At 53.6% G+C, this 15,625-nt stretch carries 12 protein-coding genes; 1 reads left to right on the top strand and 11 read right to left on the bottom strand.

The window, feature by feature from the left end:
• From G523_RS0114890 to G523_RS0114845, 9 genes are all read right to left on the bottom strand, one after another.
• Positions 1 to 570: an HK97 family phage prohead protease gene (locus tag G523_RS0114890; protein WP_022695866.1), complete on the bottom strand. Its 570-nt coding sequence runs from the start codon at positions 568 to 570 to the stop codon at positions 1 to 3.
• Entirely contained in the window at positions 570 to 1,823 is a 1,254-nt protein-coding gene (locus G523_RS0114885; RefSeq protein ID WP_022695865.1) for a phage major capsid protein, read from the bottom strand. Before G523_RS0114885 ends, G523_RS0114890 begins: the two co-directional genes overlap by 1 nt.
• Before the next feature lies 1 nt (position 1,824).
• Entirely contained in the window at positions 1,825 to 2,142 is a 318-nt protein-coding gene (locus G523_RS0114880; RefSeq protein ID WP_233347316.1) for an HNH endonuclease, read from the bottom strand.
• Positions 2,139 to 3,656 carry a terminase large subunit domain-containing protein gene (locus G523_RS0114875; protein WP_022695863.1) on the bottom strand — a complete coding sequence of 506 codons (1,518 nt, stop codon included), beginning with the start codon at positions 3,654 to 3,656 and terminating at the stop codon, positions 2,139 to 2,141. The genes G523_RS0114880 and G523_RS0114875 overlap by 4 nt, the downstream gene beginning before the upstream one ends.
• 88 nt (positions 3,657 to 3,744) lie before the next feature.
• Positions 3,745 to 3,993: a hypothetical protein gene (locus tag G523_RS0114870; protein ID WP_022695862.1), complete on the bottom strand. Its 249-nt coding sequence runs from the start codon at positions 3,991 to 3,993 to the stop codon at positions 3,745 to 3,747.
• Positions 3,994 to 4,178: 185 nt separating this feature from the next.
• The gene (locus G523_RS19515; protein WP_022695861.1) at positions 4,179 to 5,396 is read right to left on the bottom strand and encodes an AAA family ATPase; all 1,218 of its coding nucleotides are present in this window, start codon (positions 5,394 to 5,396) and stop codon (positions 4,179 to 4,181) included.
• Complete coding sequence (locus G523_RS21115) at positions 5,393 to 6,025, bottom strand: DUF7146 domain-containing protein (protein WP_456107079.1); 633 nt, start codon at positions 6,023 to 6,025, stop codon at positions 5,393 to 5,395. Before G523_RS21115 ends, G523_RS19515 begins: the two co-directional genes overlap by 4 nt.
• Positions 6,026 to 6,263: 238 nt before the next feature.
• A complete protein-coding gene (locus tag G523_RS20970; protein ID WP_022695858.1) occupies positions 6,264 to 6,629 on the bottom strand; it encodes a hypothetical protein in 366 nt (121 codons plus the stop codon).
• 336 nt (positions 6,630 to 6,965) lie between these two features.
• Positions 6,966 to 7,598, bottom strand: coding sequence for a hypothetical protein (locus G523_RS0114845; RefSeq protein WP_022695857.1), 633 nt, complete (start codon positions 7,596 to 7,598; stop codon positions 6,966 to 6,968).
• A 147-nt stretch (positions 7,599 to 7,745) separates the two neighbouring features.
• Between G523_RS0114845 and G523_RS20965 the strand changes: the two genes are divergently transcribed.
• On the top strand, positions 7,746 to 7,991 hold the full coding sequence (locus G523_RS20965; RefSeq protein ID WP_022695856.1) for a hypothetical protein: 246 nt from the start codon (positions 7,746 to 7,748) through the stop codon (positions 7,989 to 7,991).
• 382 nt (positions 7,992 to 8,373) lie between these two features.
• On the opposite strand, the gene G523_RS0114835 is transcribed toward G523_RS20965, so the two are convergent.
• Together G523_RS0114835 and G523_RS19510 are read right to left on the bottom strand one after the other, a co-directional pair.
• Positions 8,374 to 8,796 (bottom strand): hypothetical protein, encoded by a 423-nt coding sequence (locus G523_RS0114835; RefSeq protein ID WP_022695855.1) that lies wholly within the window; start codon positions 8,794 to 8,796, stop codon positions 8,374 to 8,376.
• 22 nt (positions 8,797 to 8,818) lie between these two features.
• A partial coding sequence (locus G523_RS19510; RefSeq protein ID WP_033233393.1) for a LysM peptidoglycan-binding domain-containing protein occupies positions 8,819 to 15,625 on the bottom strand: 6,807 nt, incomplete at its 5' end.

Genomic DNA, 15,625 nt, shown 5'->3' with positions numbered 1-15,625 from the left:
TCAGAGCCTCCAGCGGCTAAGATGAAACATCGTTGATGTCTCCAACGATGTTTGGGGATTCCAGTTTCGAGCCTCTACTTGCGCCGTCGGATAGGCAGGGCGAGTAACCGCCGAGAGTTCCACGAGGTTCGCCGCCATCACGGTTCGCAATAGGCCGTCTGAATCCCGCGTCACACGCTCGCCACCTTCCGGCACGGAGAAGCCGGGAGAAATGCCGCCGACCAGACCAGACGCCAAGGCCGCAAGGAAATCACGCACATATCCCACGCCGCGCATTTCCTGAGAGAGCCGCGCCTCAAAGGTCAGAGCGTCGTCTGTGTCTGTGACTTCCAGACTCCCCGCCAACCGGCTGGCTAATGGCCTGTCAAAGTCATGATGCACGAGGAAATGTACGTCTGAGTTTTCCGCAATCGATTTCCCGAATGCCCTTCGTTCAAACATTTCCCGGAGCCGTTGCCGACCGTCCCGCAAGACAGTTGGCACGGCATAAGGGAAGCGGCCCCCCAGGCAGGTCGCCCCATCTGCGAGGGATCGGACTTCAAGCCCGCCTTTGGAGCCTGCCCAGAGCATTATTGCAGTCCCGTCAGAACTTCGATTTGCACAGCCCGCGAAATCGTCACGTCCATAGTTGTCAGAGCCGTCAGACGAAGCCCGCCGGATTGCGCGTCGGAGAACGGATCGCGAATAAGATCGATTGCGCCCCATGTGCCGACATAGATCGGAGGAACGCCGCCGACTGAAGTCGTGAGAATGGCAGACGATTCAGCAGGATCGCCAGTCGGAGCCGCCAGCGCGTTGCTTGAAAGAATAACCTTCCCGATTTTCGCTGTCAGACGATCCCATTGAGACACAGCCGTTCCTGAAATCAGGTCAGCGTCCATTGAATCGAAGATTTCAGGGCGCAAAAGCAAATTCACGTTCTGAGTGCCGGACGCCGCATTGGCGGTCATGAAACGCACCGCCGCCGCCCGAAAAACCGAATAGTCTGCCGCTGCACTGACATCGGTTTCGGTGATGCTCCAACCCGACGCGCCCGCAAGAATGCCAGTAGGTTCGCCGGCCGATCCAGAGCCCTGAAACACTGCCGCGTCCAATGCCTCAGAAATAGCGCCGTTCATGTCGCGTCGTACCGCCTGCTCAAGCCCTGCACCGGATTGCTTGAGTGACTTTCGCGTCAAACGCATTTGAATGCCGAGCGTGTTATCAGGGGCGAGCGGGCGATCAACAGTCGCATAAGCAGACGGCCCTGCAACATTGGCGGTTTCACCATTTGCCCAACCAGCCGCGACTGACGACGACGTGACGGGATATTCCACCTCGCCAGAGTCGATATTGATCATAGATGCACCCATTTGTGCCGCCACTGACGACGCAAAAAGACGATCAATAATTGGCACTGTTCGGATAGGGTCAGGTGTGCCACTTGCTACCGTCTCACCGGCACGGAGTTCCAGAGCTTCCCAAGGAACGGGCATTCCCCGATAGCCGCCTTTTGAACGAAGTTCAGAGACGATTTCCGCAGTGCGGCCATCGAGTGAACGGCCTTCATCAAGAGCAAGTGCTACCTGCCGCATTTCGAAACCAGTCATCAAATTTGACCATTCACGGTCTGAGCGGGTTTCGAGTTCCTTCCCCGCTTCGCGTCGTTCTTCGTCTTCAGAAATCAGCGCCGCGCGATATTTGGTTTCGTTCTGGCGATATTCATTGTCCAAGCTTTCCATTGAACGGGTTTCGTCGTCAGTGAGTTCAGTTTTGCCAACGAGCGCGGCAAGCGACTGCCGAATCTCTGATTGGCGATGTGAGATTTTTACCGAATTGAGCATTTTAAAAGTTTCCTTCTGAGGGCAACTGCTTCTCCCGAAGCAGGGTTCGCCATTGCTGGCGTTTTGGAGAAAGCGGCTTGTAGCCGGTTTCAATTCTGGTTTTCTTTGCGTGGCATTGCCCGCACAAAGTCTGTAAATTTTCGAGTGACCATGCGAGGTCTGGCCGATCCCGCACTGGTTTAATGTGATCGATTTCGAGCCCGATTTTTTCAGCGCAACAAACGCATTTCCAGCCGTCGCGTTGAAGCGCCTGCACCCGGAGCGCCTTCCAGCGCGGCCCGCGTGTGATGTGCCGGGAATACCGTTTGAAAGATTTCATCCCCATGCCATGCGCCCCCCTTGGTGAAGAGGTCGCGCCATAATGCGGGCGCCTTCAGCAACTGCGATCACTGAGGCTTGAACCGGATCAATCCGGCCTCGTGAACGGCCTTTTGCAAGTTTGGCATTGTTCGCAGGATCGCGAAGCACTACCGCATCAGCAAAGGCAGATCGAAGCAGAAGCGAAGGCGTCGAAATGACCTGCCCGTCATAAGCGGCCCGCTGAAAACGTTCCACGTCTTCATTGCCATCGCGCCAGCCTGTACCGCGCCAGATCACCGGTGAACGAATGCCCACCGCCTGTATAGCCTCGCCAAGTTCAGCTTGCTTGAACCTGTCGGCAATGATCGCCGCAACCGTCTCACCTTCAACGAGAGTTATTGTGTGGCCGAGCCATGCTGCAATCGGCACTGTCTGATCACCAAGCGTTGCAAGTTCCCCGCGTCGGTTCATCTCCACATAGCGATCCCCAACGCCGTCGCGTTGCCCGCGATCCAGCAGACCAGGATTCGACGGGAAGGTGCCGACACATTCGAGACGGCCCGTTTCAGGCCAGTAGAACGCCGCAGCAGACATGGAAGCCGAGCCGCCTAAATCAATTCCGATCACGACTTGGCCTTGTCGCGCCGGTGGCTCTGAAGCCTCGCAGGCAAGCCATTCATCGACGGTCAGAACCACGTCCCGGTTCTCGTCTGAAACGCGCTCGTTTCGATTGTAGAGACGAAAGGAGGTCAGGGCAGAACCGCCGCGAGCGATTGCCCGCTTGACTTCCTTTTCCAGTGTTTTCAGGTTTGCACCAATTCCATATTTCGCGCCGGGATTCGCCTCCTCAAGGCTTGTCGGATCATCTGCCGGTATTCCAGCCGCCGGGCGATGTTCCTGAACATAGACGCCCTCTTGCGGTTCATCGAGCCAGCGTGAAAACGGGTGTGTATCGTCAGGGGCAGAAGTCGAAATAATGAGCGCCCGCCCGCCGCGTTTGTGCAAGCCAGAGATCAACGCCGCTTCCAGAGCGTCACCTTGTTCAAGCATCCAGTGACCGCGTTCATCCATGATAACGAGCGTCGGAGCCGTGCCGAGTGCCGTTTTACCATCCGCAGCAATACACCGGATGATGTGCCAGCTTTCCCCATCGTCATATTCGATTTCGAGACGTGGAGATTTGCGGATCGTGAACTTGGATTTCTCGTTGTCATCCTCGAGACTGCGAACGAAACCAATGACGAATTGGTAGCAGATCGCCGCCTGATCACGTGTGCGAGCGGCAATGATGATTTCCCGGCGAGGCTGATCATTCAAAACGCCAACCAGTTCAGCCAATGCCACACCAGCCGATAGCGCCGTTTTTGCGTTCCCCCGACCAATGGACAAACAAGCGATGTTAACGCCCTTGTCGAAGGCACCGCGAATGAATTGCTTTTGGAAAGGTGCCAACTTCAAAAGCTTGCCCGCTTTTGGCCCTTCTGGAATCTTCAGAGTTTCGAGGAACGATATGAGTTTCGTGCTGTCTTTCATCGCAGCACCCTCCCAATTTTCGAGAGAGAAACGACGAAAGGTGGGGTGACGGTTTCGCCCCTAGACAGAAACGCGGGCATTGGGACCATTATTCGCCCGCCTCGTCGTCTCGTGCTTCAGCGAAGTCTTTCGCATCCAACGAACGGATTGCAGCACAGGTTTCTGCCTGAAGGTCAGCTAGCCCTCGATAGAGCAACTGTTGCAATCCGACCGCCGCGTGATTGGTCAGTGCTATGCTAGCCACCGGTATCTTGCCCAAGCCGTCATCACACATGAAGTCGATGAACAGTTGACCACGGTGAGCCCGCACCACGGGAAAGGTGTTAGAATACTTCATGATTTCCCCACTCTGATTTGTGCTGTGACCTACCCACCCGCACCACCCCACCCCTTACAGGGTGGAGGTGGTGGGGCGGTACGGTTTCACACCGCACTTCCGCACCTTGTCGCACTATGGATTTGAAGGTGGAGACGCCCCCACTTCCGCACCTTGCCGCACTTCTGATTTCAACGTGGAGAACATCACACATCTTGCCATTCTCCCCGGTCCAGAACGGGGCGAGACTTGCCCTTTTCATCGGTGATTTTTGTTTCGATCAACACTCCAATCTTGAGCCAATGCGCGATCCATTTCTTAATCTTCGCCTTGTGTGCTTTATCGTCGGCATCGAACCCAAACACCTCTGCAATAGCGTAACCGGCCCAATCACTCGCCTGCACATTTGACCGCTTGTTCTGGCCTGCCAGAGCCTTCTGAACATCTCGCACAAGTTCGGGTGTCAGTTCGTCGAATTGGTTAGGCCAGGACCACGGCACCACCACGCCTACACTGTCGCCGTTCGCAAGCGTCTCGCTTTCCAGACAGTACCAGTCAGAGCGTTCAGCAGGTGGTGCAAGATTGCATTTGTCAGAGATAACGCGGAAAAAGCGCCGGTGATTGTCTACACCAGCTTCCGCGCCTTGTTCCTCAGTCATTCGGTTAATTGTCCGAACGTCGCGAGCTGCATCCGTGAGTGCCTTGCCACCTCGTGAACTTTCGGCGTTCACTTCCGCATCGCCTGAAGCCTTGCGGGTATGGTGTATCAGATGAACCGCTGCATTAGCCTTGTCGGCAATGCGAGCCCATTCCTTCGCGACCATATCAATTCCAACGTTGTCGTTTTCGTTGACCGCGTGAGAGCTGATAAAAGGGTCAATGATTACAACGTCAATTTTCTTTTCCTGCATCTCTGCAAGTACGGCTTTCGACGTGGCCTCATTGATCAAAGGCCGGTTCTTTTCGATGGAAGCCATCACAAGCCGCTGATCGCGCCCGCTATCGATGTAGAGCTTGCCCTTCAGGTCTTCCTGTTTCAGCCCGTAGTGTTGGATTGCCGCCGCAAAGCGCCGTTGGATTTCATCGAGTGGATCTTCAAGATTGAAATACCAAACGTTCAGAGGCTCTTTCACCCATTGCCCTAGCAGGTTTCGACAAGCGACCATTGCGAGGCTTTCTGCAATCGCCAGATTGGACTTGCCGACGCCCCCAGGCGCGACTGTGACGTGAAGATACTTGCGAAAGATATTCCGCCCATAAAGGCACTGTCGAGCTGGTAGACTTGACGGATCGATGACGATGAAAGGAGACGCCTTTACAGGACGTTCAACCTCGCGAGGCCGGACCGGTCCAGCCCCATCCATAACGTCGCGCACCGCATCAATTCCAAATTCTCGATGAATGTCGTTTACGTCGAGCGTCATGCGGCGGCCTCCTCTTCATCAAGAGACACCGTGCAGAGCACTTCAATGTCTCGCTCTGCCAATGCATAGGCAAGCGATCGCGCACCTTTGCGGCCCGACCCGTCATCATCAGCAACGATCGTCACGCATTCCACGAATGAGGGAACAGCAGCTGCAAGTGAGCCAAGCCGCCCCGCCGATCCTGCCACCCAAAGCCCCAACCCCGTTGCCTCTTGCGCAGAAAGCCCGTTTTCAATGCCCTCAGATATAATCAACCCAAGGGCATCGTTTGGCGGGACAAACATGATCGGAAAGCCCTTAGAAGGCCCGACCATGATCTTGTCCCGGTCAGTGCCAGCTTTTGCGCTACCGTCAGGTTTCAATAGTGTCAGGTGAACGCCCTGAACATTTTCAGCCGAGATTTCATAACGCCCGCATTCAACTTCTTCTGCCATTCCGAAAGCGGTAATCATTGCCGGGTGATGACCATAGCGCGCCGGTAGAAAGCGAGCTGTTAGTGGAATCTCGCCTCGATATCCTCGAGAACGTAGATACCGTTTTACGGTCTCTTCGGGTGGCACGGATCGCGACCAAAGAAATCTTGCTTTCTTACGCTGCTTGGCATCGTGATTAGGTTTCACCACCGACATAGAAGGCGAGCTGTGAGGCTTTCGGACTTCTCGCTTTCCATCAGGTAGGAAAAAACCGTCAGCGCCGCACCGAGCGCACGTATAGGACGCGAAACCGTCAGGCTTGACGAATACGCGCAGGACGCGCCGCACTCGGTTGTGAGCCGATTTCCGATCAGGTCCACAGAGGGGGCAAGAAACATCATGCGCCCCGACTTGCATACCAGTCGTATTCTCGATGAATTGCATCGTGAGAGCTTCAGACATGCGAGCGCCCCCGATAAATGCCACCGAACACCTTACAGAAACGATCCCACGGCTTTTCGTTTTGAAAGCCATGTTCATCGAGTTCACCGAGTTCAGCCGGATCGTGTTCGCGATCACCGTTGCATTCGAAATCCGGATCGCCTTCAAGTTCGTCCAGTATCTCAATGATGACGTGAAGCGCGTCCATCAGTTCGATAGAGAGATCAGTCACCGGCATTTCGTTGGCGATTGATTGCGCCTGCCTCATCAGGGTATAGAGAGAGGGTGCTTTTTGCTCTGCTTTGTGGATTGCACGTGCGCCGTTTCCCGCTGCAACGGGAGCGGCGCTTTCATGTTCAGAGGTTAGCCACCCCGTCACATACTGCTTTGATTTCGTTGAACCAGTTTTTGCAGGGTTAGCCCGCCTAGTTCTCTGTTTTCTTTGGGAAGCGTTAAGCCTCCCCAGTCCGCCATTTCTTCCCTGAAATAAGAAATACCCCGCGCGACCTGGTATGCGTCACTTTGTGACGCGTAGGGTGCATTAAGCGCAGCGAATGCACCAGAAAAATGACACCGAATAATACAAGGCAAGGCGTGGCAGCATGCTTCAGATTATTGAGTGAGTGTCTCTGGTGCATCCGGCTTCGCCCTTGATGCACCTGTATCGCCGCAAGGGATTCCCTGCCGCGCATACGTTTTGATTTGAAGATTGAAGTCAGATAGCTAGTGAACGGATAGACGCCGCACGGTCTGGCGGCGGCCAAGGCTCTTGCGGTGTCGCGACGTGACGACAAGGCGCGAATGCTGGTTCTACTGTCTCACCGAACGAACGGGAAGCGCGTTCTGCAGGCTCAAGATAAGCCAGCGCGCAGATGATCACACGAGCCAGATGGCTCGCCAGTGTTTCTGCGCGTTCAAAGTTTTTGATTGCGGTCTGCAGCCGGTCAGATAGCTCGGCCATTGAGATGAGCTCACTGCGTTGAGCCGGCTCTATGTGAGCATTTGATTCAAGAGAGACAACAAGACAGCCCTGAGCCGGCTCTATGTGAACCTCTGGTTCACGAGAGCAAACAAGACTATCCGCCCGTTGCCAGATGGGCGTACGCATCGCACTTGCTGCGTAAGTGAAACCAGCGCGATCAAGCTGGTTCGAGGCCAGCATGCGCACATAAGAATGCACCATAGCGTCGGTTGAGATCGCCATCTGAGCAAGATCACGCGGCGCGCGTGTTTCGCCAGACGCCTGAAGCCGCACGCACCAGGCATAAAGCCGCGCAAGGCTCAGCCCGATCAACTGACCAATGGTCAGCGATGTGTAGTCAGCGGCAGATGATGGCGCGGGGTTCATCCCTCAAGTTTAGGGTGATGTTCGGTGGCGTGGGATAAGAAAATGTAGGGCGGTGTTGAGCGCAACGCGCGATACCCGCCGGCGCGGGGATCTGTCGTTTTGATAGGTTTTCGCTCTTTCCCGCGAAGGCGGGAAACCGGACCAGCCATGTCAAACCAGATCCCTGCATGCGCAGGAATGAGCGAAGCACGACCTCGTGTCATCCCGGATGCTGTGCAGCATGACAATGATGCATTGCTGATCCGGGACCCGAAACATGCCGTTTCCCGCGATCAGGTCCCGTGTCTGCAGAGCATCGCTACGCGCTGCACTGCGCACGGGATGACAATGAAAACGGACGCTTCCAGTCTATGGGCGGCGTCCCATGACGTGTTCATGGGACCCAACTCCTGAAGTTTGCGCGCTGAGACTGTGGGAGATGGTCCCCGGTGACACGCACCGGGGAGACGCAGCCGATAGGTCAGGCCGAACAAAAGGGGGCCGACAAGGTGACGGAAACTCTCCCCGATACCGGTAACCCCGAACGCCGCACGGCGGTCCGGGGCCCCGTAAGTGTTTTGTCTGGGTCCCGGCTCGTCACTTCGCTTCGGGCGGGATTTCTGCTGAGAGATTGTGTGGAAACGCAACGAGCACCGACAGGCTCTCCCCCTTAGAAAGGGGGAGGTGGAGGGGGTTCTCATATCCGATAAGGCTGCGGATTGCGGCTTGGTTTACTGGCGCACTTCGCCCCTCAGCCCGCCCTACCCGATGCAACGCATCGGATTGCTAATAAAAATTATTTGTAATCTTCAAAAGGCTGCATGGATGGTAAAATCTCGTCCCATAAACCTTTCACAAAGGCGCCCACCGATCTTTGCGAGTCATTACCGTCATGGATTCCTGAAAATGAAACTCCGTACTTAGGCAGCACGACGATGCCATAATTTGATTTGGGTTCGCCGTCCAACTTACAAATTTTCTTCCACCCTAACGGATCATTAAAAATATCCACCCCCTCCAAAGTCACTTTTTGCGGATATGCGACTCCAATATCCACCACAATATTGTCTTTGAAGGTTACCTCAACCTTTCCATACCAGTTTTTAGTAGAATTACCCCTAGAAATGGAAGAATTTGGTCTGCCCAGTGCTGCTTCTACTTGTTCCAAAGAGTCACCGAAACAAATTTCGCCAACCGAGACAAATGGGACAATTTTCATTTTATCACCTGCTCTCAAAAAATTATTTCGCCAACTTACCAGTACCGTAGAAATAATCCAACGCTTCACGAATTCCCTGATTATAAACGCGCGGCGTACCATATTGAATTAATGACACTCGCCGCATATCCCTTATCTCAGTGGCCACCGCATCGCGAACTCGACCTTCGCCTATCATATTGCTTAACCTGCTTCTGTATTCAACAGCTTCCAAACTACGTCCCCAGCTAGAGGTCAATCGATGATCGACTGCCCACATTTGAACCGATGGTCCACTGTATTGCGTGAAAAGTCCTAAACTATCGGGAGGAAAATGATTTCGTTCAATACCCAAACCGGTGCCAAGCCGCCCGTACCTCCCACCTCTAAACGTCCACTGTTCTGGTACAAATTCGCCTACAATTCTCAAAGGATCGTTGGAAATTGCCACAAAAGAGAGGCTTTCATCGGAAAAACCGATAGTTGCAAGATCGCCAGAGATCACATGGAATTGTAAATCATCTTGTTTCAAAATGATTTGGTTAACCCCGTCATCGAATATATATTCACTATATCGCGATGAGGTGAAGAACACATCGTTATCAAAGGCGGAATTCAACCTGCCTATTCTTTGCCATTGCGGAGAGGAAATTGGTGAGGAGAGCCGTCTAGTTACAATCAATTCCGCTGCTGTAGTTACAACCCCTGCGGCGGCATACCCAGATCCATAATAATCGCCATCACCCCAAGCTTCCGTTGCAGGTCCGGCGGCGATCGTCAGAGTGGCATTGACAAAATCCGTGTCATTTCCCAGTTCCCAGTAATCACCTATCGCATCATAGGTCGCATCCATTCCCCCCACGAACTGATCGGCTTCCGATGTAAGGAAATGGTTCTCACGGTAAAGCGGCCCACCCGACATTAACCAAAATAAAGAGTTAATGGCGCCACCAACTCCATATAGGGCATCAATGGCGCCCTGGCCTATCCCGGCCCCAAGCCCGGCACCAAACTGATCCACCTTTCGCCAATTTGAAACGTCGTCTTCACCTGGAACCGGCCCAGTATTTCTCCCTTGAGGAACATCCTCAACCCCTACGATCTCCACTAATCTTCCATTCGCATCTGTCGAGAAAACTAATCCTCCAAAGGCAGTTTTTCCAGACGTCGCCGGAAAGTCGTAGTTAGGCCCAAGTGTCCGCAACGGAGAGTCTTCCAGAACCATCCCAGCCGGAACGACTTCATATCCCCGGTCTGCCAAAATCTCCTGTAAGCTAGGCGGGTTATCGACATTAATAACAGGGTCATCAGAACTTCTTCTGAGAGTTTCAATTATTTCGGAATATGGAAGGGATTCGGTCAGAAAATTGCCCAACGCCTGGCCAATAACATCCGGAATAGCAGCGCGGAGATTACGTTCAAAGCTGCCGCCTTCGATTGCTGTTCTGGTCGCAGCATTCGCGATTGCGCCAGCGGTGTTCGACGCAAGCCTGTTACCCCAATGCGCGACCCGGTCCTGAGTCGCGGCTCCGGGCAAATGTTCTGCCGCAAATTCAGCCGCGTATGATCCGACGCCCGCAGCCGCGACACCCGCCCAGCTGAATTTTCGCTGCATACCGGTGGCGACACCAATGCCCTGAACCAGAACGCTGTGCACCGAAGCGCGGGCCGCATTCGACAGCCTCGAAGTGCCCCCTACACCCAGCTCACTCCCACTGCCCGAAAGACCGCCCGACAGCGCGGCAAGCCCGACCTCATTCCAGGAGAATTTCTCCTGTATGCCTGTGGCAACACCAACGCCCTGCGACACGATGGAGCCAGCCGCGCCGCCAGCAGCACCTGCGGCAAACCCGCTCAGGCCACCGCCCGCAATGGACGAAAGAGATCCGCCTTGCACCAATGATGTGACGCCGCCCCAGAAGCCGCTTCCGCCAGCAAGCCCTGCGATACCGCCAGAGACAATGGTCGCAACGACTATCGCGATGGTTGCCAGAATAATCTGACCGGCGACGCCGCAGTTATTGCCGTTTTTCGGCTTCGGATTTGGCGCAGTCGGGGAAAGGTCTCCAATTGCGTCTGCCGGGTCATAAGGCTGGAAGGTGGAGGCGTTATGCGTGTTGCGCAGAACACCTGTCGGGATGCGCAGCGTCTGCCCGGCGGCGAGCTGGACATCCCCGCCAAGACCATTCACCCCGGCCAGCTTATACCAGAGCGAGCTGTCGCCCCAGAGCTGTGCCGCAATGGAAGACAGGCTCTCCCCATTGTTCTGAACGGTATAACTGCCCGCGCCAGAGCCCTGGAAATAGGAGGTTACAGCCTGCGGACCAACGGCAAAGTCCGCTTCGCTGCTCTCATCATCGCTGCCGTTATAGAACGGACCAGAGCCGGATGTAACCGTGCGATCATCAATAGATTTACTATAGGTCGCGCGGCTGTCGCCTGTGCCATTATTGGTGATGCTGCCCATTTCCTTACCGGAAAACCGGTAGAGAATTGAGGTCGGGTCGCCAACATCTGTATACCCGTTCACCTCATATTTGTGCAGAACCTGACCGGTCAGGTCATTGGTGAAATACACCGTCCGGTCGCGGCCATCATCGGTATGAGCATGGAGGATCTGACCCGTTTTACTCAGCTGAAAATGTGTAAAATCCACATCTGAGTTCACAAGCGACGGATTGGCCATAACAGCCGCAACGGTTTGCTGGTCCTGCGCCTGATTAACGCGATAATCGTCATCGAACACGGTTTTCGACTGTGTTGGTCCACTATGCCACTGATATTCGTTATAGGTGCGCGTATCCTTCGCATCGCCATCATTATTATTCTTATAGTTGATACTAGTGGAGATATTCACCGCACCAAGGGAATAGTCCGTCCCGGTGCCATAGTCATTCGTTGTTACGGCGCGATAAATATCATTGCCGCGCCGGGTCTCGGTGGTGATGCTATGGACCGTCCCATCATCGTTATAAGCCGTGGAAGCATCATAAGCGACCGTGGTGCCGTCCTGTAGATAATCAATCTGGCGCTTTTGACGGCCAAGTGTGTCATAATCAAATGTGGCACGAATTGTTCCCGGCCCGGAAGGCTCTTCGTACACATAACCACCCGCATTGGCATCATAATTGGCAAAGCGTTTATTCAGGCGAACAGCCGCAAGCCGGTTTGCCGCGTCATATTCGAAGGTTTCACGGCGAATTATTGGCTGCTGTTCCAAAGTGCCAGGCTGACCGCCTATCCCCCCCCCTGACGAAGTGCCTTCCCAAATCTCGTCAATACTTAGGGTTTCCGTCTGCAGCCGGTTGCCAGCTGCGTCGTATAATACTGACGCTCCTTGCTCTACACTGAACTTAATCTCACCATTTTCCAGAATGCCTTCACTCAGCGTGACCCGGTTCATTGCATCGAACAGATACCAGTTATCCTGTGTACTAATGTTCGTCACATTCCCGTCTTCATCAATATTTCTGTATATGGCAAATGTGTTGCGAATGTTGCCGTTTGCATCATATCTATAAGTCAGCGACGCTGCGGGAATTGCGTGATCAAACGGCACGACACCGTTAGAGTTTGCGTAAGTGTCTGCCACAGACCGGGTCGAGCCCCCCCCCTCAGTCCAGCTATCCAGACGACCCAGCGCATCATAGTGTGCAGTCTGGTCTTTCAGAGTATAGGCATTCGCCGTGAACACGCCTGTACTGCTGTTATAGCTTCCCGCCTGAAGATGTTCAGAGATGATCTGGCCGCCTTCGTCATAGCCGAACGTGCCGCGCAGACCGTAGGCATCCGGTTCATCATTGCGAATGGTTTCAGCCAGCAGCCCTGTATTCAGATAACTGTGCCAGATATCTGCCTCTGCAGGACCATTGGTAAACTTCAGTCGGCCTGCGTTATCGTAGAGATAGCTTGTGTTTCGCCCATCCAGGTCAGAGCTGACCATTACCCTGTCATAAACGTCCTTCTCTACCGATGACATCCGGCCATTTTCACGGATTGTCACCTCTTTCCAGCGCCCTGTTCCCCCCATGGAAGAGGTCGCTGCCCCGAGCCACTGATACTCATACTCTGTCACATCGCCGCCAAACGCGACCTCGCGGGTCACACGCCCCAGCGCGTCATAATCTGTTGTTTGCTTCTTGCCTGCGCCAAGCTGGTTATTCCATTCAGAAATTTTTTGGCCCAGCTCGTCATATTCATAGTGCACGAACAGCGCGAGCTGACTGCCGGCACCGTCAGGATCTTCATATTCTGTAGTGATGACCTGCCCCGCAGCGTCAACCGTGTATACCGTCTCCCTTTCAAGCTGATCAGACGACACACGCATATTCCCGAATACATCATACAGGGTTTTGGTATTGCCCTGGTCGGGATATGCTACAGAAACAACTTGCTCACTGCCCGGCTGATAACCTGTACCCTCCAGCAAGATTCTTTCAGTAAGCGAGCCGTTCGCGTCACGTGTTGCGACCAGACGGCCAGATGCGTCATAATACTGCAGGGTTATGAGGCGCTGATTTGCCGTCTCTGTGCCATCCGCCTCCCAGACGGACACAGCAGGAGTAGAGATGCTGGTTACCCTGCCGGCAGTGTTATGGGCGTAATCTACGCGGTAATCATCATTCGCGCCGACACCCGCCCATCTGGCGTAATTACGGGCATCCATTTCCCAGATAACTTCACCAAAAGCATTAAAACCACGTTGCGTGATCAGACGAGTACGCGCTCCACCTTCACTCAGCTCACGCTCAGGTTCCTGTACTTCAACCGCATTGCCCACACTATCATAAAGCGTAATTGTCGCATTGCGACCCTCTGAATAGATATTACCAATCCGCGACGTGTCGGCTCCCCAGATGGTGGAAACATCGGAAACATTTTCGATAGTTGAAAAGTTGTCGCCATCGCTTGTTACAGCGAGCGTCTGGTTGCCATTAGCGTCGTACATGAAAAACTTCAGTACGCCGTCGCCGCTGGTTGTTCGCCACACACGACCAGCAGCATCATAATAATTTTCAGAGACTGTAGAGCCTTCAATGGAAATGGATCGCACATCTCCGAACGCGTTATATGTTGTCTGCGTCGCGGCCAGATCGTCTGCGGCCTCAAAACTGGTGTCAGCACCATCAGACGATCGACTCTGGTTCCATATATTGTCGCGTAACTCGGCGACACCTTGCGAAACGACACGTCCTTCTACGTCATAAGCGTACCAGACCGCTTCACGGCGCGTTGTTCCGTCTGATAGTGTCCGATCATATTCTTCACGGATCACACGACCGAAGACATCGTATTTGTAGTCTTTTGTATATCCCAACGCATTCGTGGACTGAACGAGACTTCCACCAGAATCATACGTATTCTGCGCAACACGGTCTGGAATTCCATCCTGGGAAATACCCAACTCAGTTGTCTTTTTCAGATTTCCAAAGCTATCATACTCATACTGTATAGTTGGCGTGACCACACTGCCATGAATGGTGTGCTCGGAATTCAGAACAGGTCGCTTTTCTTCAATCAGCCAGCCGTTGGAATTATAGCTGTACTCAAAAAACTCGCCGGTTGCTTCCGTCTTTTTGGTGACCTGCCCACTCGCATTATACTCAAAGGTTACAGTGGCATCCGTTGTCGTGCTACTTCCTGAACTGCCAAAAACTTCAACGCTTTTTCGGGTTTCTGTCAGTCTGTTGCCGCGCTTATCATAGTCATATTCGGTTACTCTGTCGGCGATATCAGCATGCGCAGACGGAGATGCAGGTGGTGCAGCCGCCGTAACCATATCCGTTACAGCTTTCGCATACCTGGTCTCCAAGGTGACATTGCCGTAGGCGTCATACTCCCATCGCGTCAGATACTTTTCACCATCCAGTTGGTGTGTTTTACGCCCAAGATCATCATACCAAGCATGGATCTCACCACCATTTGGATCGATCGTTTTCACAACATTGCCAAGAGCATCGTATTCGTAGCTAGTGACAAGCGAGTCATTTACGGCAGACGTGAAGAAATCATAATTGCCATTCACATCTCTCCCATGACCAAACATCACGTTGAGAAGTCGTGACGAAACAAGTTGGCCTACCTTATCATATTCAAACTGCGTTACGCGATCGGGATCCTCAAGCGTTCCTGCGGGAGGCTCGACCAGATCGGAAACTGATGGCGGTGCACTGGGGCGCGCTGTATTCAAAATGCTATACGCAGAATTCAGAAGTCGACCATGGACTGTAGTCTGAAGGACATTCCCCTCTGCATCATATTTATGCTCAGTCCATGTTCCGCTCGCTGACACCTGATCCGTAAGCATGCTACGTGCATCATAGTAATACAACGATCTGGTAAGGACTTCAGAATCTACTCGGGTCCCTCGCTCCAGAACATTACCCACAGCGTCGTAAACAGTATAATCGACACGCACGACATCCGCTTCACCTGACACATCTGTTGCATCTGTGAAAACTGTTCTGGCCTGAGACTGTGTCTCAATCAGTCGGTTAAGTTTATCGAACTTAAAAGCCGTTGTAACATCATCCGCAGACGAACCCGGCACCGGACGGTTCACTTCATCATAACTGCCTGTCAGCTGGGTGGCGTATCGTGTCTGGCTCAGAACATTGCCGTTCGCATCATACTCAAACGAGGTCGCATACCCTTCTGCATCCACGCTCAGCTCAACGCGGTCCAGCCGATCATAATACAGGAAGCTCAAACCACCATTCGCATCCTGCGTCCGGATTACATTGCCACGCGTATCATAAACGTATTCGGTCTCGCCCTGCTCAGCGTCGATCTGTTTCGCAACCCGCCCAAGGTCATCATACTCGAAGGCCGTTGTAACATCATCCGCAGA

Source organism: Ponticaulis koreensis DSM 19734 (assembly GCF_000420665.1).
Classification (GTDB): domain Bacteria; phylum Pseudomonadota; class Alphaproteobacteria; order Caulobacterales; family Hyphomonadaceae; genus Ponticaulis; species Ponticaulis koreensis.
Note: the sequence above shows the minus strand (reverse complement) of the source record. Positions and strands in the feature narration are given on the sequence as shown.